Raw genomic sequence first — 19,501 nt, forward strand, 5'->3', positions numbered from 1 at the left:
TACCTCCTCCTTTAGCGCTTCTTGCCGGTCTTGCGACGGCGGACGATGAGCTTGTCGCTCGGGCGGTTGGGCTTGCGGGTACGGCCCTCAGGCTGGCCCCACGGGGAGACCGGGTGGCGACCACCGGAGGTCTTACCCTCACCACCACCGTGCGGGTGGTCGACCGGGTTCATGACGACACCACGGACGGTAGGACGACGGCCCTTCCAGCGCATACGGCCGGCCTTGCCCCAGTTGATGTTCGACTGCTCGGCGTTGCCGACCTCGCCGACGGTGGCGCGGCAGCGCACGTCGACACGGCGGATTTCACCCGACGGCATACGAAGGGTCGCGTACGGCCCTTCCTTGCCGAGCAGCTGGATGCTCATGCCTGCGGCACGGGCCATCTTGGCGCCACCGCCCGGACGCAGTTCCACGTTGTGGATCGTGGTACCGGTCGGGATGTTGCGCAGCGGCAGGTTGTTACCCGGCTTGATGTCGGCCGTGGGGCCGGACTCGATCGGGCTGCCCTGCTTGATGCCCTTCGGCGCGATGATGTAGCGCTTCTCGCCGTCGGCGAAGTGCAGCAGTGCGATGTTGGCGGTGCGGTTGGGGTCGTACTCGATGTGCGCGACCTTGGCCGGGATGCCGTCCTTGTCCAGTCGACGGAAGTCGATGACACGGTAGGCACGCTTGTGACCGCCACCGCGGTGACGCGTGGTGATGCGACCGTGCGCGTTACGACCACCGGACTTGGTGAGCGGGCGCAGCAGCGACTTCTCCGGCGTCGACCGGGTGATCTCGGCGAAGTCCGAGACACTCGAGCCACGACGGCCCGGTGTAGTCGGCTTGTATTTACGGATTGCCATGAGTTCTTCTCTGCTTTCTGGATCGCCAGCCGCTTACGCGACCGGTCCTCCGAAGATCTCGATGGGCTTGCTGTCGGCCGAGATGGTCACGAGCGCGCGCTTGGTGTCCTTGCGCTTGCCGTAACCGAAGCGGGTCCGCTTGCGCTTGCCCTGACGGTTGGCGGTGTTGACGCTGGTGACCTTGACGCCGAAAACCTTCTCGACGGCGATCTTGATCTGCGTCTTGTTCGAATCCGGGTGCACCAGGAAGGTGTAGGTACCTTCCTCGATCAGTCCGTAGGACTTCTCCGAGATGACCGGTGCGAGCAGGATGTCGCGGGGGTCGGCGATGGTGCTCACTTGCTCTCCTCCTGGGCCGCCTCGGCGGGACCGTGAACGAACGCGTTCAGGGCCTCGACGCTGAACACCAGTTCGTCGCTGTTGAGGACGTCGTAGGTGTTGAGCTGATCCGGGGCGATCGGCAGCACGTTCTGCAGGTTCGCCACGCTCTTCCACGCGGCGACGTCCTCGCGACCGACCACGACGAGGAACTTCTTGCGGTCCGAAAGCTCGGACAGGAAGCTCTTCGCGGCCTTGGTCGACGGGGTCTGACCCGAGACCAGTTCGGTGATCACGTGGATGCGCTCGTTGCGGGCCCGGTCGGACAGGGCACCGCGCAGGGCGGCGGCCTTCATCTTCTTGGGGGTCCGCTGGCTGTAGTCACGCGGCTGCGGGCCGTGGACGGTGCCACCGCCGGCGAACTGCGGCGCACGGGTCGAACCCTGGCGGGCGCGGCCGGTGCCCTTCTGGCGGTAAGGCTTCTTGCCACCACCGGAGACCTGGCCACGAGTCTTCGTGGCGTGGGTGCCCTGGCGAGCGGCGGCCAGCTGCGCGATGACGACCTGGTGCATCAGCGCGACGTTGGCGGTCACGTCGAAGATCTCCGCGGGGAGGTCGACGGTGCCTTCGGTCTTGCCGCCTGCAGCCTTAACGGTCAGCGTCAGGTTGGCCTTCTTCTCGAGGCTGGTCATGCGTGCGCACCACCCTTCACGGCGCTCTTGACGATCACGACGTTGCCCTTGCGGCCGGGGATGGCACCCTTGACCAGGAGCAGGCCGTTCTCGGCGTCGACCTTGTGAACCGACAGGTTCTGCGTGGTCACGCGGTCGTTACCCATACGGCCCGACATGCGCATGCCCTTGAACACGCGGCCGGGAGTGGCACAGCCACCGATGGAACCCGGGCGACGGTGCACAGCCTGCGCACCGTGCGAGGCGCCCTGGCCCTTGAAGCCGTGACGCTTCATGGTGCCTGCGAAACCCTTGCCCTTGCTGATTCCGGTCACGTCGACGTAGGTGCCCTCTTCGAAGACGTCGGCGGAAAGCTCCTGGCCGACCTCGAAGGTGGAGGCATCCGCGACGCGGATCTCGGTGACGTGGCGGCGCGGGGTGACACCGGCCTTGGCGAACTGGCCGGAAACCGGCTTGTTCACCTTGCGCGGGTCGATGGCGCCGAAAGCGATCTGGACGGCCGAGTAGCCGTCGCGCTCCACGGTGCGGATCTGGGTGACCACGTTCGGGCCCGCCTTGATGACGGTGACCGGGACGACGCGGTTCTTCTCGTCGAAGACCTGGGTCATGCCGAGCTTGGTGCCCAGGATGCCGGCTGCGGGCCGGTTCTTGTTGTCAGTCATATCTCGAGTCCCCGTCACTGAATGTTGACGTCGACGCTGGCCGGCAGGTCGATGCGCATGAGCGCGTCGACCGTCTTCGGCGTCGGGTCGAGGATGTCGATGAGGCGCTTGTGTGTACGCATCTCGAAGTGTTCGCGCGAGTCCTTGTACTTGTGCGGCGAACGGATGACGCAGTACACGTTCTTCTCGGTGGGCAACGGCACAGGCCCGACCACACGGGCGCCGGTGCGGGTCACCGTCTCCACGATCTTGCGCGCAGACGCATCGATCGCCTCGTGGTCATAGGCCTTGAGCCTGATGCGGATCTTTTGTCCCGCCACGCTAAGTGTCCTTTTCTCCGCTTTCCTTCGTGGTCACAGGAGCAAGCTCCCGCACCACCCTCATTTGCACAGCCCGAACACACGTGAGGTTTCGAGATCGCCACCGGGCACCGCCCAGTCCTCGCCGCTGTTCATCTGTCATGGTTCTCCGGTCCACGCGGTCGGGCGTGTCGCCCTTTTTGCTACAACGTGGTCCCGAACGTATCCACACCGGCGAACCGGTGGGATACACAACTGCTGCCTGCCCTGCTCGACCCGTCGGCCCCGAAGGGCGACGATCCTGCGCAAGGCAACCCGAACAGTATGCACCATGCCGACAAGGCTCTTCAAATCGGGGGGCATGAGGCATCGGTCACTGATCGGACTGTGCTCGACCATGGTAGCTGGCGGGTCACCGGCGCTGGTCAGGTGGGCTTCCCGCTTATCTTACTTTTGAGTAAGATACGGGGATGGCACAGGAAACCGCGACGTACCGCGGCTGGAAGAAGCTGCCCGACAACCGCATCGGGCACGCGCTGTTCTCACTCGGGATGGTGGCCCGGGTCCCCTACTTCGGCACGGTGCTGCCGCAAGTGGTGCGGCTCGAGCCCGGGCTGTGCGAGGTGACCTCGCCGAAATGGTTCGGCATCCACAATCATCTCGGCACCTTCCACGCCATCGCCGCGTGCAATCTGGCCGAGGTGGCGATGGGGATGCTGAGCGAGGCGACGGTGCCGACCACCCATCGCTGGATCCCCAAGGGCATGAATGTGCAGTACCTGGCGAAGGCCGAGTCGGGGTTGCGCGCGGTCGCGAAGCTGGCCGAGATCCCCGATTTCGCGGCGATCACCGAAGGGCGCGAGCTGACGGTGCCGGTGTCGATCTTCGACAAGGACGGCGTCGAGGTGGTGCACGCCGAGATCACCACCTGGGTCACGCCACGGTAATCCGTTGGGCCGGTACGGTTGTGAGCACGGCTACAGACGGGGAGGTTCGATGCTGGAAGTCGCGCATGTGGTCCGCCGGTTCGGCGACAAGGTCGCGGTCGACGACGTGTCGTTCACGGTGGCGCCGGGGATGCTCACCGGGTTCGTCGGCGGGAACGGGGCGGGCAAGACCACGACCATGCGGATGATCATGGGCGTGCTCGCCGTGCAGTCCGGCGAGGTCCGCTGGGACGGGCGGCCGGTCACGGCGCTGGATCGCCGCTCCTTCGGGTACATGCCGGAGGAACGCGGGCTCTATCCCAAGCAACCGGTGCTCGATCAGCTCGTCTACCTCGCACGCTTGCGTGCTGTGCCCGCCGAGGAGGCCGAGACCCGTGCGCTCGGCCTGCTCGACCGGTTCGGTTTGGCCGACCGGGCCAAGGACAAGCTCGAGTCGCTGTCGCTCGGCAATCAGCAGCGGGTGCAGATCGCGGCCGCGGTGATCGCGGAGCCGTCGGCGCTGATTCTCGACGAACCGTTCTCCGGGCTGGACCCGCTGGCCGTCGACTCGATGGTGGAGTTGTTGCGGGAGTACGCGGCGAAGGGTGTGCCGGTGCTGTTCTCCTCGCATCAGCTCGATCTGGTCGAGCGGTTGTGCGACCGGCTCGTCATTCTGTCCTCGGGGCGGGTGGTCGGGCAGGGGTCGGTCGACGAGCTCCGCTCCGCCGGTGGGTTGCGGTATCGGCTCGTCGTCGACGGTGACGCGGAGTGGTTACGGTCCCATCCCGGGATTCGGTCCGTTGAAATAGACGGTGGGCGTGCGGTTTTCGAGGCCTCGGAGACCGATGCCATTCTGAAAGAGGCGTTGTCGCGTGGATCGGTGCGTGAGTTCACCGAGGTCAGGCCGACCGTTGCCGAGATCTATCGGGAGGTGACGGCGTGATGCGGCCGGAGTCAGCGGATCGCGTGATCGCGGCGTGCCGAGGAGGTGCGGCGTGAACGGGGTGTGGCGGATCGTTTCCGCGCGCGAGATCGTGGTGAAGCTGCGGGATCGCAATTTCGTGATCTCTACGGTGGTGACCATCGTGGCGATCATCGCCTCGGTGGCGGTGAGCGGGTTTCTCGGCAGCAGACCCGAACGAATCGACATCGTCGCCACCGGCAGCGGCGCAGGCGAAGTGCTGAGCCTGGCCAACGAGCTGGCCGCTCGGTCGGGAACCGACATCAGCTTCCGGGGGTACCAGGCCCGCGACCGAGCCGAGGTCGAGCAGAACGTTCGGAACGAAAAGGCGGAAGCCGGTCTCGCTCCCACACCCGGCGGGTGGGAGCTCATCGGCAACTCCGCCGAGAACGACGACGCGACCACCTACATCACCGCCGCCGCACAGCAGCTGGCCTTGCAACACAATGCCGCCGATTTCGGGGCAACCATGGACGACCTCACCCGTGGCGCCCAGGTGAGCTACACGTTGCTGGACAAGAGCGCGATCGATCCTGGCCTGGCCAAAATCGTGGCGTTGGTCTTCGCCTTCCTCTTCTATCTCGCGTCGATTCTGTTCGGGATGTCGATCGCACAGAGTGTGGTCGAGGAGAAGCAGAACCGGATCGTGGAGATCCTGGCGAGCGCGATCCCGTTGCGGCAGCTGCTGATCGGCAAGGTGGTCGGCAATGCGGTGCTGGCGTTCGGGCAGCTCGTGCTGTTCGTCGCAGCCGGGCTCGGCGGATTGGTCTTCCTCGGCAAGGCCGATCAGCTGGGCCGGATCGCCGGTGCCGCAGGCTGGTTCATCGTGTTCTTCGTGGTCGGCTTCCTCGCCCTGGCCAGCCTGTGGGCGGTGGCCGGCTCCCTGTCGACGCGCAGCGAGGACCTGCAGTCCACCTCCACTCCCCTGTCGATGCTCATCATGATCGTGCTGTTCGCGGGCATCTTCCTCTCCGGAACCGCCCGCGTCATCGCCTCCTACGTCCCCATCACCTCGATCATCGCCATGCCGAGCCGCCTGGCCGAAGGCACCGCCGCCTGGTGGGAACCCCTCATCGCCCTCACCCTGATGGCCGCCGCCACCTACGCCATCGTCATCCTGGCCGAAAAGATCTACCGCCGCTCCCTCATGCAAACCCAGGGCCGCCTCACCCTCCGCCAAGCCCTCGCCCTCGAGGACTGACACCGGGACACCGGTCACGTCTCCTTGCGCCCGGGTGTGGGGTGTGGATTGAATGCGGGGGTGAGTGTGCGGGAGTTCGATATTTGCGTGGTCGGGTTGGGGCCGACTGGGCGGGGGTTGGCGCATCGGGCTGCCGGGGCCGGGTTGCGGGTGGCGGCGGTGGATCCGCGGCCGGAGCGGCTGTTTCCGCCGACGTTCTCGTGCTGGGTGGACGAGTTGCCGGGCTGGTTGCCCGAGAGTGCCATCGCGCAGCGGATCGCGGCGCCGACGGTGTGGACCAAGACCGAGCATCGGATCGAGCGCGCCTACTGTGTGCTGTCGAAGGCGGGGTTGCACGCGGCGCTCGCGATCGACGACGCGACGGTGTTCGCGCAGCGGGCCGGGCGGGTGGACCAGCACGAAGTGGAGCTGGCCGACGGGACGGTGATCTCAGCGGGCACGGTGTTCGACACCCGTGGGCTGCCGACGCTCGGCAAGCGGCGGGCGGCGTCGGCGCACGGGATCTTCGTCGATGCCGAGACCGCGGCGCCGATGGTCGGTGACGGCGAGGGTCTGCTGCTGGACTGGCGACCGGAGAACGGTGCGGGCCCGGACGAACCGCCGTCGTTCCTGTACGCGGTGCCGCTCGGCGACGGAACCGTCATCTTCGAAGAGACGAGCCTTGGTCTGCGCGGCGGTATGCCCCAGCACGAACTGCGCAGGCGGACGTTGAATCGTCTTGCCGCCCACGGTATTCGGCTCACCGGCGACGAACCGCACGAGGCCGCCCACTACCCGCTCGACCAGCCGCCACCGAAGAAGGGCGCCGCGGCGGCGATCCCGTTCGGGTCCCGTGGCGGCATGATGCACCCGTGCACCGGCTACAGCGTGGCCGATTCGCTCGCCCTCATCGACACCGCCGTCTCGGCCGTGCAGCAGGGCACCGACCCCGTCGAGGCGCTGTGGCCGTGGCAGGCGCGCGCGGTGTACTGGATGCGGATGCGCGGCCTGTGGGGCCTGGGCCGACTCACCACCGACCAGTCGATCGCCATGTTCGAAGCGTTCTTCACCGAGTCAGAACGCGGCCAGCGCGCGCTGCTGTCGGCCCACGACGACTACACCGCCCTCGGCGCGGTGCTGTTCAACACCGTCGCCCACACCTGGCCGTTCCGCTGGCGCTACGACCTGGTCGGCTGGACCAACCGCAACCGCTGGGTCGACTACCCGTTCGCGGCACCGGCATGAGAAAGGCCGCGCCGGGCAACGGCGCGGCCTTCCACAGAACTACGCGGTCTCGGCGGCCTTCTTGTAGCCACGGATGGCTGGGTAGGCGAACACCGCGATCATCCCCACCGTCCACATGGCCGTCTTGAGCAGCGGGTCCGCGACGGGACCGCCGTAGGACAGCCCCTTCATCGCGTCGATCGCGCAGCTCATCGGCTGGTTCGCCACCACGGTCTGCAACCAGGTGGGGTAGGCGATGATCGGGACGAAGCCGGTGTTGAAGAACATCAGCAGGGTGTTGAGAATGCCGATCAGGCTGATGAGCATCACGCCCTCGGTGATGGTGGCCAGCGCGGTCACCATCACCGCGAAGCCGAGCCCGAACAGGATCGGCACGCAGACCAGCGCGATATTGGTGAGCGGGTCTTCCATGAAGAGGAAGCCGAGCGGCACGGCGACGAGCAGCACGATCACCGTGGTGATGAGAATGCGCAACGCCTCCGCGATCAGCCGCCCGGTGAGCAGCGAGGCCTTGTTCAGCGGCATCGTGTAGAAGCGGCTGAGCAGGCCCGAGGCCTTCTCGCGTTTGAAGCCGAGCGCACTCACCACCGCACCGGTCATCGCCGCCACGAGGGTGAGCAGCGCGGCCTGGCCGTAGATGCTGGGTGTGCCGGTCGCGGCGGTGATGGAGTCACCGAGGACGATGCGGAACATCAGCAGCGTCACGGCCGGGTAGGCGATGGTCTGGATGGTGGTCGACGGGTCGCGCAACCACACCATCAGCAGTCGTTTGGTCTGGATGAGACTGTGGCTGAACCACACCGACACCGAGTTCTCCGGCTTGGCGTGCACCACCGGCAGCTGGGCCGCCGTTTCCGTTGTCGTCATGATCGCCTCACACTCGCCCACACCGCCAGTGGGAGGAAAACAACTGCCGCGACGCCGAGCCACACCAGCGACACCCAGGTACCCGCCCACGACAGCTGACCCGCGGCCATGTCGCTGAGCGTCTGCGCGAACTGCGAGATCGGCTGATTGCGGGCGAACCCGCGCGCCCAGGTGGGGAAACTGTTCTCGGGCACGAAGCCGGTCGACATCATGCCGAAGATCAGGATCGGCAGGGTGAGTGCCTGGCTGAGCGCCTCGGGGTTCTTGGTGAGGCTGCCCAGCGCGTCGGCGCCGAGGGTGAGCACAACACCGACGGCGAGCGCGAACCCGCAGAACGCCAGTGCCTGCACCACGCCGCCGGTGAACCGGAATCCGATCAGGTACCCGTAGCCGACGGTCGCGACCAGCGAGACCAGCGAACGGACAAGACCGGCGCAGATCCGCGACATCAGCGGAACCAGCGACCCGATCGGCATGGTCTGCAACCGGGTACTCAACCCGGTGAGCGCCTCGAACGCCGCGAGCTGCGCATTCGACATCATGGTCATCGCCATGGTCTGCAGCACGATGATGGGCATCACGTACTGCGCGTAGTCGATGCCCTGCACCTTCATCACGTAGCGCAGCGGCAGGTAGAACGCGACGGTCACCACCAGCGGGGTGAGCACGGCGACGATCAGTTCACCCTTGGTCGCCATGGTCCGCACGATGCGACCGGTCAGCGCGCGCCACTGCGCGAAACTGCTCTGATGCACCGCGGGTAGGTCGGCGAAGAGCCCCTGCGCCGCGGGGGTGGACACGCTCACTAGTGGCCGCCCGAATGACCGGTGATCGACAGGAACACGTCGTCGAGGGAGGGCCGCCGCAGGGCGATGTCGGCCAGTTCGATGCCCGCGTTGTCGAGCCTGCGCAGCGCCTCGGCGAGGGTGGCCGCGCCGTCGGGCGCGGGGATGGACAGCTTGTCGGCGCCCGCGATCTCGGCGGCGACGGCGGCCGGGACCAGGTCGCCGAGGGCCTGCACGGCGGCCGCGATGCGGCTGAGGTCGAGCGGGATGATCTCGCAATAGCTGCCGCCGGTCTTGGCCTTGAGCTGGTCGGCGGTGCCTTCGGCGATGACGGTGCCCTTGTCGATGACGATGATGTTGTCGCTGAGCACGTCGGCTTCTTCGAGGTACTGCGTGGTGAGCAGCACCGTGATGCCCTGGTTCTTCAGCGCGGTCACCAGGTCCCACACGCCCTGGCGGCTGCGCGGGTCGAGCCCGGTGGTCGGTTCGTCGAGGAACACCACCTCGGGCCGGACCACCAGCCCGCAGGCGATATCGACCCGGCGACGCATACCACCCGAATAGTTGCGCACGGCCCGTTTACCGGCGCTGACCAGGTCGAATTCCTCGAGCAGCACCTCGGCGCGCTTGCGGGCGGCCGACTTGGTCAGGCCCATCAGGCGACCGAACAGTTCGAGGTTCTCGCGTCCGGTGAGGTTCTCGTCGAGCGCGGCGTACTGGCCGGTCATCATGATCGAGCGGCGCACGCCCGCGGCATCGGTGAGCACGTCGTGCCCGGCGACGACGGCGGTGCCGGAGTCCGGACGCAGCAGCGTGGACAGGATTTTGACCGTGGTGGTCTTGCCCGCGCCGTTGGGCCCGAGGATACCGAGCACGCTGGCCTTCTCTGCCTGGAAACTGATGCCCTGCAGCGCGTGCACGTCGCCGAAGGATTTGCGCACGTCGGAAACGAGCACCGCGGGCTCACCGCCGTGCGACGCGACGCCGCCCACGGGCGAATCCACTGAGATAGAACTCGGCATCAACTCTCCACCATCGGCCGCGGCGGCGCCGATCGAACGGGTGCGCGCCACGGAATTTTTCTTCCCGGTAAGTGATCCATACCGTTCGGCGCGATGTTACCGGTCCGGCGATTTTCCGGGTCGGTACTCCAGCAGGCCCGGGGAGATTCGGTCCGATTCCTTGTCGCCGCGACGACACGCCCATACCCTGGCATCCGGGTAGAGGGAGGTGACCATGGCCGAATCGGCCGCCGCATTGCCGGGCCGTACCGATCTGCTGATGTCGTTCGATCCGCGCACCGGCGAACAACTCGCGCAATATCCGGTGCAGGGCGGCGCCGAGGTCACGCGCGCGGTCCGCACCGCGAGGGCGACACAGAACTGGTGGGGGGAACTGGATTTCGGTGAACGCCGGAGCCTGCTGCTGGATTGGCGCAGCCATATCGCCAGGCGCAGTGGCGAATTGGTCGAGATCCTGCGCAACGAGACGGGTAAACCGGAGGCCGATGCCGCGCTCGAGGTGATGCTCGCGGTGGAGAACCTGGATTGGGCCGCCCGCAATGCCGAACGCGCACTCGGCCGCAAACGATTGCGTTCGGGCTGGTTCACCCGCAATCAATACGCGTCGGTGGGGTATCTGCCGCTCGGTGTGGTCGGCGTGCTCGGTGCGTGGAACAACCCGGTGTTCACGCCGATGGGTTCCATCGCCTACGCCATGGCCGCGGGAAACACGGTGGTGTTCAAACCGCACGAGATCACCACCGGTGTCGGCCTCTGGCTGGCCGCGAGCTGGTCGCGCGTGGTACCTGATTATCCGGTGCTGCAGGCCGTGACGGGCGACGCGCGCACCGCGACCGCGCTGTGCGGCGCGGAGGTGGACAAGATCGCCTACGCCGGTCCCGAGGCCGGTGGCCGCGAGGTGATCGCGCAGTGTGCGCGCTCGCTCACGCCGGTGGTCGTCGAGCACAGCGGCAAGGGCAGCATGATCGTGCACGTCGACGCCGCCCTCGACGAAGCCGCCGAGGCCGCCGTGTTCGGGGCCATGGCCAATTCCGGTCAGAACGCCTCGGGCATCCAGCGCTGCTATGTCGCCGACTCGGTCTTCGACGATTTCCTCGCCCGCGCCGCCGACCGGGCCGCCAAGCTGCGGCCGGGCGCCGACAACCGCGCCGCCTACGGGCCGATGATCAATGCCGACCAGGTCGACGTGGTGCGCTCCCAGGTGCGCGATGCCATCGCCCGCGGCGGGCACGCCGTGCTCGGCGGACTCGACTCCTTCCGCGACCCCTACGTGGAGCCGATCGTGCTCGCCGAGGTGCCGGAGGAGAGCATCGCGATCACCGGCGAGGGCATCGGCCCGGTGCTGGTGGTGAACCGGGTGTCGGACCTGGCCGACGCGGTGACCCGGGTGAACGCGGCGGGCAACGGCATCGCCGTCACCGTGTTCACCCGCGATATCGTCAGCGCCGAGTTCATCGCCGCCCAGCTGAAAGTCGGTGTGGTGACGGTGAATTCGTCGACCGCTTTCACCGGTATCCCGGCCCTGCCGTTCGGCGGGGTCGGCGAGTACGGGCAGGGGCACAGCCACGGTCAGCAGGGTTTGCAGGAATTCAGCCGGACGATGTCGATCGCGCGCAGGCGCTTCCGCGCGCCGGTGCGCCTGTCGACGTTCGATCGCAGGCCGGGACATCTGCGCCTGGCCAAGGCGGCGTTCCGGTTACGCCACGGGCGCTGACTGCCCGCCGAGCAGCACCGCACCGGTGAGCGCGCCGAGCCGGGCGAGCTGTTCGGGCCGGGAGTCGAAGCGCAGCAGCCTGCCCACGTCGATGATCTGACCGATCGCGGCGTGCACCCGGAACCGCGCCTCGATCGGGTCGCCGTCGAGCAGGTTGGCCCATTCGAGGATGTTCTGGCGCTGGATCGCGCGCAGCCGATGCTGTTCGGCCTGGGGCAGATTGCTGAATTCGGCGTAGTACACCGGCATGATCTCGGGCGTCGCGAAGGTGAGGCGGGCGTGCTCGTCGGCGATGCGACGGGCGGCGTCGGCGCGGTCGTTCGACTGCGCGAGCGCCTCGCTGATCCCCACGGCGAGGCGGTCGCCCGCACGGTGGAAGGCGGCGGCGAGCAGGTCGGCTTTGCTGTCGAAGTGGCGGTACACGCTGGAGGCGTTGATGCCGACGGCGGCGCCGATCTCCTCGATACCCGACTCGTGGTAGCCGTTGCGGCCGAAGATGCGGATCGCCTCGGTGAGCAGCTGTTCACGTTTCGATGTCACCGGCAGCCCACGATTCTGCTTGCCGGGCTCGGCCGGCGCCGGTGTGGGCGGCAGGTCGGCGCGCACGATGGACCAGGCCATGTCGAGTTGCAGGGCGAGCATGCGCGAATGCGACAGGGTGGTGCGGTGCGCGGCGATGCTCGCCAGGGCGCTGAGTGCGCCGACGGCGAGCAGCGTGATGTCCTCGGGGCTCGCGTCGGGCCGCAATTCCGCGATGGGCGTGGCGACCATCGCCTCGAGTTCCCGGTAGAACGCGCGGATACGGACCCGGTCCTCACGCTCGAGGTAGCGACGTTCCCAGCGGTACAGACCGGCTTCGCGCCGGATGTCGATATTGTGCTCGGCCACGGCGGTGAGCAGCGCGTCGAGGCGGTCGTGCGGGCTCAGTGCCGGGTCATCGGCCGCTTTCGCCACGTCGCGCAGCCCACGCGCGCCCTCTTCGGCGGCGGCGACGAGCAGTGCGTATTTGTTGGCGAAGTGCCGGTAGAGCGCGGGGCCGGAGATGCCGACCTCGGCCGCGATCTCGTCGACGCCGACCGGGTAGTAGCCGCGCGCGCTGAACGCCCTGGCGGCGGCGCGCATGATCTGCATCTTGCGGTCCTTTGGCCTGCGGCGGACCACCTTGGCCTGCGCGGTCGCCTGCTCGGGGCCGCGGTGGGACTCCCTGCGATCGGCGACCATGTACGTTGCTCACTTCCCGTTGCGCGAACCGTCGTCGACGGCTCGGCGCCGTCCGGCAACGGCGCTGGACCAGTCAACCTAAGTTAACCACAATTCGCAAACGGCGTGACGAAGTCGGGCAAACGCGAACCGTCCCGCTCGCGACGGTGCGAGCGGGACGGTTCGGGTGGAATCGTGGGGAACTTAGAGGCCGAGACCCCGGGCCAGCGTCGGCCACGACAGCTTCAGCTCGTCCTGCCAGTAGCCCCACGAGTGGGTGCCGTTGGGACGGAAGTTGAAGGTGGCCGGGATGTTCAGCTCTTTCAGCCGGTTGGCCAGGTTGTTGGTGCAGTAGTTGGTGCCCGCCTCGATGATGCCGCCGATGACGATCTGGTTGGCCAGACCGTAGGCACCGGGCAGCGCGTAGGGACCGTTGAGGGTGTCGTACGGTCCGGGCAGGCCGTTGCCGGTGGAGACGTAGAGTTCCACGCCGCGCAGGCCTTCGGCGTTCACATACGGGTCGTTCTTGACCCATTCCTCCGAGCCCTGCGGACCCCACATGTTCATGGTGTCGCCGCCGCCCCAGGTCTCGACGGTGAGCTTCACGAATTCCGAACCGACCGGGTCGGAGGTCTGCGCGCAACCGCTGTAGGCCGCGGCCGCCTTGTACAGGCCGGGCTTGGCGATCGGCAGCGCGAGGACGGTGGTGCCGGAGGTCGACAGACCCGCGATGGCGTTCACCCCGTTGGTGCCGAGTGCGCCGTCGACGAGCGGGGGCAGTTCCTCGGTGAAGAAGGTCTTCCACTTGTTGCGGCCGACGACCGGGTCGTCCTTGATCCAGTCGGTGTAGTAGCTCCAGGAGCCACCGATCGGCTGGATCACGTTGACGTTCTTGTCCGACAGGAATTCCAGCGCGTCGGTCTTGGCGACCCAGGACGCCGAATCCTCGCCGCCGCCCGCACCGTTGAGCAGGTACAGGGTGGGGCGCGGGACCGAGGCGTCGGCGGGACGCTGCACGTCGACGATGATGTTCTGGTCCATGGCCGCCGAGTACACGTGCAACCGCAGGCTGCGCGAATCCTTCACCTCGGCCTTGACGATCTTGGAACCGTCCTCGGAGACCGGGTTGGCGAGCAGGCTCTTGGAATCGATGATCGGGTCGGCCGAAGCCGGTGCGATGCCGAGGCCGGACAACAGTCCGGCGGCCACTGCCGTTGCCGCGATCATCGCCGCGGCTCGGAGGCCACGACGCCGGGTGTGCCGACGGATCACTTTCGCACCTTCGCTTCGTCTCGAATTCCGACTCGGTCCGCACCCGGTTTCCCGGGGCGTAGTTGCACCACGGCAGAACCTTACGGGTTATGCACTCGATACAACAGTAGTAATCGTTACAACAGCGCGGTCACATCATGCCGCATCAGCCACAGCCGCCTCACCGCGCCCCGGTTGCCCGGTCGCCCGCGTCGAGCAGTTCCGCCAGCCGCGGCCCGATCTCGGCGAGTGCCTGCGGTGAGGTCATCTGATCGTGCACCACCGCGACCGGCCGATCGCGGATTTCGCCGTCGACATACCGGGCCCAGTTCGCGGCCGCCTTCTCGTGTCCGAGCGCGCTGAAATACTCCAGCCTGCCCCGGAATACGGCGGGCCGGTGCTCGGCGATCAGTTCCGCCGAACGCACCGCGCTGCGATAGATGCGGCGCACCCGCTCGGGGGTGAGCACGGCCATGTTGGCCGGGATGATCGCGTGCAGGGCGGCCAGCGCCTCGTCGCTGAGTTCGCGCACCCCGTTGGTCGCCACGGCGGCGCTCAGGTCGACCCCGAGTTCGGCCAGCGCGTCGCGCACGGCGGTGTGGAAATCGGGGACGTCGATGTCGGGATGCGAGTCGAGCATGGCGAGCAGGCTCACCTGCTCGCCGTCGGCCTGCAGTTCGGTAGCGACGGCGTGGGCGAGCACACCGCCGAGCGACCAGCCCATCAGCCGGTAGGGGCCTTGTGGCTGGACGGCTTTGATCTCGATGACATAGCGGCGGGCCATGGCGGCGAGGGTGCCCGGCAGATATCCGGACTCACTGAGCGCGGGTGACTGCAGGCCGAAGATCGGTCTGCGCGCCGGAATGTATTGAGCCAGCCCGGCATAGCACCAGGCCAGCCCGTACATCGGGTGCACGCAGAACAGCGGTCCACCCGCCTCGGTGCCGTGCGGCACGCGGTTGCGGATGGGCAGCAGCACGCCGAGGGCGTCGTCGGATTCGAGATCGTAGTCGCCGGCGCCCGCCTGGGTGGCGTCGATGCGTTCGGCGAGCGCGGCCACGGTGGCGTCGCTGAAGAACCATTGCACGCGCACGTCGGCGCCGACGCGGGTGCGCAGCCTGCTGATGGCCTTGGTCGCGACGAGCGAGTTGCCGCCGAGCTCGAAGAAGTCGTCGTCGAGGCCGACCTTGCCCGCGCCGAGCACCTCGGCGAAGACCTCGGCGACCGCGCGCTGGACCGGGGTGGTCGGCGGCCGGTAGGGCCGGGTGGTCGCCGCCGGGACAGGCAGGGCTTTGCGGTCGAGCTTGCCGCTGGCGTTGAGCGGCAACGCGGCGAGCACGACCAACGTGGCCGGGACCATGTACGGCGGGAGCGCGGTTCGGGCATAGGACAGCACTTCGGCTTCGTCCAATCGACTTGTACCCGCGCCACTTTCGATGGAGTAGCCAGCTGCCGGGGTGACGGTTCCCGGCTGCTCGGCGCGCGTTTCGGCGGGGACGACATAGCCGACGAGGCGGTCACCGGTCGGGCCGTGGACCAGGGCGACGGCGGCGTGTCGCACCGCCGGATGCCCGCGCAGGACCGCTTCGACTTCACCGAGCTCGATCCGCTGACCGCGTAGCTTCACCTGGAAGTCGCTGCGCCCCAGGTATTCCAGTGCGCCGTCGGCGTCGAGCCGCACCACGTCGCCGGTGCGGTAGAGCCTGCCGCCACCCGGGTGGGCGACGAACCGTTCGGCGGTGAGCGCGGGCGCGGCGAGGTACCCACGCGCCAGCTGCACGCCTTCGAGGTACAGCTCGCCCGCGATGCCGGGCGGGACCGGCCGCAGGTGCCGGTCGAGTACGTGGACGCGAGTGTTGGCGACCGGTACGCCGATCGGAATCTGCTCCCCCGCAGTCACTTCGGTCGCCGTGACGACGGTGGCCTCGGCCGGGCCGTACCAGTTGACGAGGTCGGCTCCGGGGAGCACCTCGGCGAACCGGCGCGCGGTCGCTGCCTGCAGCGCCTCACCTGCGGCGAACACCCGTCGCAGCGAGGGCAGTTGGCCCGCCCGGCGGTCGGTCAGGAAGGCGTCGAGCATGGACGGCACGAAGTGCACGGTGGTGACGGAATGTTCGGTGATGACCTCGGCGAGGTAGTCGGGGTCGCGATGACCATCCGGCCGGGCGATGACCACCGCCGCACCGGTCTGCAACGGCCACAGTAGTTCCCAGGTGGAGATGTCGAAGGTGACCGGTGTCTTGTGCAGCACCACATCGCCGGGGCTGTGCAGGTAGTCGCGTTGGGCCCAGCGGAACTGGGCGACGAGCTGACGGTGGGTCAGCATGACGCCCTTGGGTTTTCCGGTGGAACCGGAAGTGTGGATCACATAGGCGAGGTTGTCCGGTGCCGGTTCGGCCGGCAGGGCGGAATCGGGAGCGAGGGTGTCGATCTCTACGACCCTTGCGCTGCTGTGGAATCCGGTGCCCGTGGTCGTGAGCACACACAGCGGTGCCGCGGCGGCGAGCACGCGTTCGGTGCGTTCGGCCGGATGGTCCGGGTCGACCGGGACGTAGGCCGCCCCTGTGCGCAACACCGCGTAGATGCTGGTGACGAGGTCGATACCGCGACGCATGGCGACCGCGATCAGCACCTCCGGACCGGCTCCGAGCGCGCTCAGCGTGGCGGCCAGTTTCCGTGACCTGGCGTCGAATTGCTCGTAGGTGTAGCTGTTCTCGCCGTCGATCACCGCGACCGCGTCGGGTGTGCGGGCCACCTGGGCGTCGAACAGCGTCAGCAGCGTCGACTCGTCGAGCAGTTCCGGTGCGTCGGTGGCGTTGAGCGCGGTGAGGGTGCCGCGTTCGTCGGCGAGCAGCACGTCGAGTGCGCCGAGGCGGGACTGCGGGTCGGCGGTGAAGCGGGCCAGCAGCAGTGAGAACCGTTGGGACAGCAGGTGTGCGGTGTAGGCGTCGAACACGTCGCGCAGGTACTTCACCGACACGCGCAGTTGTTCGCCAGCCACCACCTGCACGGTGAGCGGGTAGTGGGTGCCGTTGGTCGCGTCGAGACCGGTGATGGTGGCCGACCCACCGGCGGCCCGGTCGATCGCCGCCCGGTCGACGGGGAACGACTCGAACACGACGAGCGAATCGAACAGCGCGTCGACACCGACGATCTCCTGGATCTCACCGAGACCGAGGTAGTGGTAGTCGAACAGGGCGGCCTGCTCGTCCTGCAGGGTCCGCAGCAGCTCGGCGACGGTGTGCTCGGGCCGCACCCGCACCCGCACCGGGATGGCGTTGAGGAACAGCCCGACCATGCGTTCCACGCCGGGCAGCGCGGCGGGCCTGCCCGACACCGTGGCGCCGAACACCACGTCGTCGCGGTCGACGAGGCGGGCGATGAGCAGACCCCAGGCCGCCTGGACCACGGTGTTCACCGTGACACCGAGGTCGGCGGCGAGCCGGGTCAGGGCCGCGGTATCGGCGGGTGTGAGCGCGAAGCCGGTTTCCCCGGTGCCCGAGGCGATTTCGCGGCCCTTCTCGACCGGGGCCAGCGGGGTCGGTTCGGCCAGGCCGGTGAGCGCGCCACGCCAGGCCTGGCGGGCGGCGTCGAGATCTTGTTCGGTGAGCCAGGCCAGGTAGTCGCGGTAGGGCGCCGGTTTCGGCAGGCGGCGGGTGCGCCCGACGGTGTAGGCGGCGAGCAGCTCCTGCAGCAGCAGCGGCATCGACCAGCCGTCGATGAGGATGTGGTGGCTGGTCACCAGCAGGTGTGCGCGCTGGGGTGTCCGGACCAGGGTGAAACGCAGCTGTGGCGCCACGGCCATGTCGAAATGCGTTGCCAGGTCCGCACTTCGGATGCGTTCGTAGGTGGCTTCGTCGGCATCGATCACCTGCCACGGCACGTCCACGTCGTCGAGGACCACCTGCAGCGGTGTGCCCGACGGGTCGGTGGAGAAGGCGACGCGCAGGTTGTCGTGCCGGTCGAGCACGGTCTGGGCGGCGGTGTGCAGGCGTTCGGTGTCGACGGCCGGGTCGAGGTCGAGCACGAACTGGGTGATGTAGGGGTCGACCGAGTTCTCGGCGAGCAGGGCGTGGAACAGCATTCCGGACTGCAGCGGTGTCACCGGCCAGATGTCGCTGAGCCGGGGGTAGCGGCGCACCAGGCGGTCGAGTTCGGTCTGGCCGAGGCGGACCAGGGCGAAGTCCGACGGGGTGAACCCGCCCGCGTCGGGTCGCAGGCCGTGTTCGGCGAGTCCGCCGAGGGCGCGGATCCAGTGCTCGGCGAAGTGCTTCACCGCGTCGGCGTCGAGGACCGTCGCGGCGTAGTCGAAGCGGGCGACCATGCCGTCGGCGGTGGCGTCGACGGTGAGCACGAGAACCAGATCGTCGACGGCCACGTCCGTGTGGACGCGGGCGGGTCGCAGGTCGCGCACCCGGAGCGCGAAGCGGCCGCGGTCGACGGTGCGCACGGTGTCGGCCGCGTCTGCGTCGAGGTAGCGCAGCAGTCCGAAGCCGGCGCCGCCGGCCGGGACCGTGCGGCACAGTTCTTTGATCTGGGACAACGCCGTGCCCGCGGCGGGGCCGCCGACGAGCGCGTCGGCCGGGTCGACGCCGTCGAGGCGAAGCGCGAGCGGGAAGTCGGTGGTGAATCCGCCGACCACGTTCTGGGCGTCGTGCCGTCCGAGGACGCGCTGGTCGGCACGCAACCGGACGACGCTGCCGATCGCGCGGACGGCCGCCGAATCGGCGGCGGTGTGCAGTGCGATGGCGACGGCGGTGAGCAGCACCTCGTCGACCGTGGCGCGGTAGGCCTCGGCGACGGTGCCGACGGCGGCGGTGCCCTCGCCGGTGATGCTCAGCGATACCCGGCGGCGCTGGCGCAGGTCGCCCGAGTCGGCTGTCCTGGCGCGCACGGCGCGGTGCCAGTACTCGCGTTCGGCGCGGGCGGCGGGCGAGGACGGGTAGTCGGCCAGGCGGCGGATCAGGTCGCCGAGACCCGCGTCGGGCGCCGAGGGTGCGGCGTGACGGCCGCGGCTCCACGCGGTGGTGAGCTGGTCGACCACGGCCCGCCAGGAAACCTCGTCCAGCACGAGCGCATTGGCGACCACGACAAGGGTGGACGGGCCGTCGCCGGTGAGGATGAAGTGGATGTTGCGACCCTCGTCGGGGTCGAGCGCGGCGGCCGCGGCGGCGACGATGTCGTCCACGGGCAGCGAGGCCTCGCCGTCCTCACCGGCCAGCCTGCGGAAGGCACCACCGGTGCGTTCCGCGGGCGGGGGGATGCGCAGTACCGGGTCGGATTCGGTGCGGTCGAGGACCGCCCACAGCATGGGGTGCTGGTTCATCACCGCGGCCGCGACGGCGGCGACGGCCTCGTCGGGGCAGTCGGCGGGCACGTCGAGCAGCAGGGCACGTGGTTCGACGGCCTGCTCCCCCGCTCCCAGGAGCTGGGCGGCGGTGGCGGTGAGCGGCAGGGCGCCGGTCCGGGTGGTCGCCTCGGCGGTGAGTTGCGCGCGCTCGGCGAGGGCGCCGACGGTGCGCGCGGCGAAC

General features: G+C 68.4%; 16 protein-coding genes. 5 read left to right on the forward strand and 11 right to left on the reverse strand.

Annotation, left to right across the window (positions count from 1 at the left end):
• Nucleotides 1-11: 11 nt before the first annotated feature.
• From rplB to rpsJ, 5 genes are read right to left on the reverse strand one after another with little or no spacing between them, the layout of a single operon-like run.
• Complete coding sequence (gene rplB, locus NI2_RS14950; protein ID WP_067491152.1) at nucleotides 12-848, reverse strand: 50S ribosomal protein L2; 837 nt, start codon at nucleotides 846-848, stop codon at nucleotides 12-14.
• 33 nt (nucleotides 849-881) lie between these two features.
• Complete coding sequence (gene rplW, locus NI2_RS14955) at nucleotides 882-1,187, reverse strand: 50S ribosomal protein L23 (RefSeq protein WP_019045018.1); 306 nt, start codon at nucleotides 1,185-1,187, stop codon at nucleotides 882-884.
• Nucleotides 1,184-1,858, reverse strand: a complete 675-nt coding sequence (rplD, locus tag NI2_RS14960) for a 50S ribosomal protein L4 (protein WP_067491153.1) — start codon at nucleotides 1,856-1,858, stop codon at nucleotides 1,184-1,186. The genes rplW and rplD overlap by 4 nt, the downstream gene beginning before the upstream one ends.
• Complete coding sequence (gene rplC, locus NI2_RS14965) at nucleotides 1,855-2,520, reverse strand: 50S ribosomal protein L3 (protein ID WP_067491154.1); 666 nt, start codon at nucleotides 2,518-2,520, stop codon at nucleotides 1,855-1,857. Before rplC ends, rplD begins: the two co-directional genes overlap by 4 nt.
• 14 nt (nucleotides 2,521-2,534) lie before the next feature.
• Nucleotides 2,535-2,840, reverse strand: coding sequence for a 30S ribosomal protein S10 (gene rpsJ, locus NI2_RS14970; RefSeq protein ID WP_003938093.1), 306 nt, complete (start codon nucleotides 2,838-2,840; stop codon nucleotides 2,535-2,537).
• Between the two features lie 449 nt (nucleotides 2,841-3,289).
• Here rpsJ and NI2_RS14975 point away from each other — a divergent pair, with 449 nt between their 5' ends.
• From NI2_RS14975 to NI2_RS14990, 4 genes are read left to right on the forward strand one after another with little or no spacing between them, the layout of a single operon-like run.
• Entirely contained in the window at nucleotides 3,290-3,766 is a 477-nt protein-coding gene (locus tag NI2_RS14975; protein WP_067491156.1) for a hotdog fold domain-containing protein, read from the forward strand.
• A gap of 49 nt (nucleotides 3,767-3,815) precedes the next feature.
• Nucleotides 3,816-4,688 (forward strand): ABC transporter ATP-binding protein, encoded by an 873-nt coding sequence (locus NI2_RS14980; protein ID WP_067491158.1) that lies wholly within the window; start codon nucleotides 3,816-3,818, stop codon nucleotides 4,686-4,688.
• A 52-nt stretch (nucleotides 4,689-4,740) separates the two neighbouring features.
• Nucleotides 4,741-5,907 (forward strand): ABC transporter permease, encoded by a 1,167-nt coding sequence (locus NI2_RS14985; RefSeq protein WP_067491160.1) that lies wholly within the window; start codon nucleotides 4,741-4,743, stop codon nucleotides 5,905-5,907.
• Between the two features lie 60 nt (nucleotides 5,908-5,967).
• Nucleotides 5,968-7,131 (forward strand): lycopene cyclase family protein, encoded by a 1,164-nt coding sequence (locus NI2_RS14990; RefSeq protein WP_243749844.1) that lies wholly within the window; start codon nucleotides 5,968-5,970, stop codon nucleotides 7,129-7,131.
• 39 nt (nucleotides 7,132-7,170) lie between these two features.
• Here the strand turns inward: NI2_RS14990 and NI2_RS14995 are convergent, their stop codons facing one another.
• The 3 genes from NI2_RS14995 to NI2_RS15005 are packed head-to-tail and all read right to left on the reverse strand — an operon-like array spanning nucleotide 7,171 to nucleotide 9,805.
• On the reverse strand, nucleotides 7,171-7,998 hold the full coding sequence (locus NI2_RS14995; protein WP_067491225.1) for an ABC transporter permease: 828 nt from the start codon (nucleotides 7,996-7,998) through the stop codon (nucleotides 7,171-7,173).
• Nucleotides 7,995-8,798: an ABC transporter permease gene (locus tag NI2_RS15000; RefSeq protein WP_243749843.1), complete on the reverse strand. Its 804-nt coding sequence runs from the start codon at nucleotides 8,796-8,798 to the stop codon at nucleotides 7,995-7,997. The genes NI2_RS14995 and NI2_RS15000 overlap by 4 nt, the downstream gene beginning before the upstream one ends.
• A gap of 5 nt (nucleotides 8,799-8,803) precedes the next feature.
• Entirely contained in the window at nucleotides 8,804-9,805 is a 1,002-nt protein-coding gene (locus NI2_RS15005; protein ID WP_067491227.1) for a daunorubicin/doxorubicin resistance ABC transporter ATP-binding protein DrrA, read from the reverse strand.
• 214 nt (nucleotides 9,806-10,019) lie between these two features.
• On the opposite strand from NI2_RS15005, the gene NI2_RS15010 reads away from it, so the two are divergent.
• Nucleotides 10,020-11,519, forward strand: a complete 1,500-nt coding sequence (locus tag NI2_RS15010) for an aldehyde dehydrogenase family protein (protein WP_067491229.1) — start codon at nucleotides 10,020-10,022, stop codon at nucleotides 11,517-11,519.
• Here NI2_RS15010 and NI2_RS15015 read toward each other — a convergent pair.
• The 3 genes from NI2_RS15015 to NI2_RS15025 form a co-directional block, all read right to left on the reverse strand.
• Nucleotides 11,502-12,740 carry a TetR/AcrR family transcriptional regulator gene (locus NI2_RS15015; RefSeq protein WP_067491165.1) on the reverse strand — a complete coding sequence of 413 codons (1,239 nt, stop codon included), beginning with the start codon at nucleotides 12,738-12,740 and terminating at the stop codon, nucleotides 11,502-11,504. The genes NI2_RS15010 and NI2_RS15015 overlap by 18 nt on opposite strands.
• A gap of 183 nt (nucleotides 12,741-12,923) precedes the next feature.
• Nucleotides 12,924-13,946, reverse strand: coding sequence for an alpha/beta hydrolase (locus NI2_RS15020; RefSeq protein WP_067491167.1), 1,023 nt, complete (start codon nucleotides 13,944-13,946; stop codon nucleotides 12,924-12,926).
• Between the two features lie 205 nt (nucleotides 13,947-14,151).
• Nucleotides 14,152-19,501: non-ribosomal peptide synthetase (locus NI2_RS15025; protein ID WP_157104665.1), on the reverse strand; the 5,350-nt coding region annotated here is incomplete at its 5' end.

This window comes from Nocardia ignorata NBRC 108230 (assembly GCF_001612905.1).
Taxonomy (GTDB): domain Bacteria; phylum Actinomycetota; class Actinomycetes; order Mycobacteriales; family Mycobacteriaceae; genus Nocardia; species Nocardia ignorata.

Coding starts and splice junctions, on each gene's coding strand:
- rplB (WP_067491152.1), bottom strand. CDS start 848: ATGGCAATCCGTAAATACAAGCCGACTACACCGGGCCGTCGTGGCTCG.
- rplD (WP_067491153.1), bottom strand. CDS start 1,858: ATGACCAGCCTCGAGAAGAAGGCCAACCTGACGCTGACCGTTAAGGCT.
- rplC (WP_067491154.1), bottom strand. CDS start 2,520: ATGACTGACAACAAGAACCGGCCCGCAGCCGGCATCCTGGGCACCAAG.
- NI2_RS14975 (WP_067491156.1), top strand. CDS start 3,290: ATGGCACAGGAAACCGCGACGTACCGCGGCTGGAAGAAGCTGCCCGAC.
- NI2_RS14980 (WP_067491158.1), top strand. CDS start 3,816: ATGCTGGAAGTCGCGCATGTGGTCCGCCGGTTCGGCGACAAGGTCGCG.
- NI2_RS14995 (WP_067491225.1), bottom strand. CDS start 7,998: ATGACGACAACGGAAACGGCGGCCCAGCTGCCGGTGGTGCACGCCAAG.
- NI2_RS15005 (WP_067491227.1), bottom strand. CDS start 9,805: ATGCCGAGTTCTATCTCAGTGGATTCGCCCGTGGGCGGCGTCGCGTCG.
- NI2_RS15010 (WP_067491229.1), top strand. CDS start 10,020: ATGGCCGAATCGGCCGCCGCATTGCCGGGCCGTACCGATCTGCTGATG.
- NI2_RS15015 (WP_067491165.1), bottom strand. CDS start 12,740: ATGGTCGCCGATCGCAGGGAGTCCCACCGCGGCCCCGAGCAGGCGACC.
- NI2_RS15020 (WP_067491167.1), bottom strand. CDS start 13,946: ATGATCGCGGCAACGGCAGTGGCCGCCGGACTGTTGTCCGGCCTCGGC.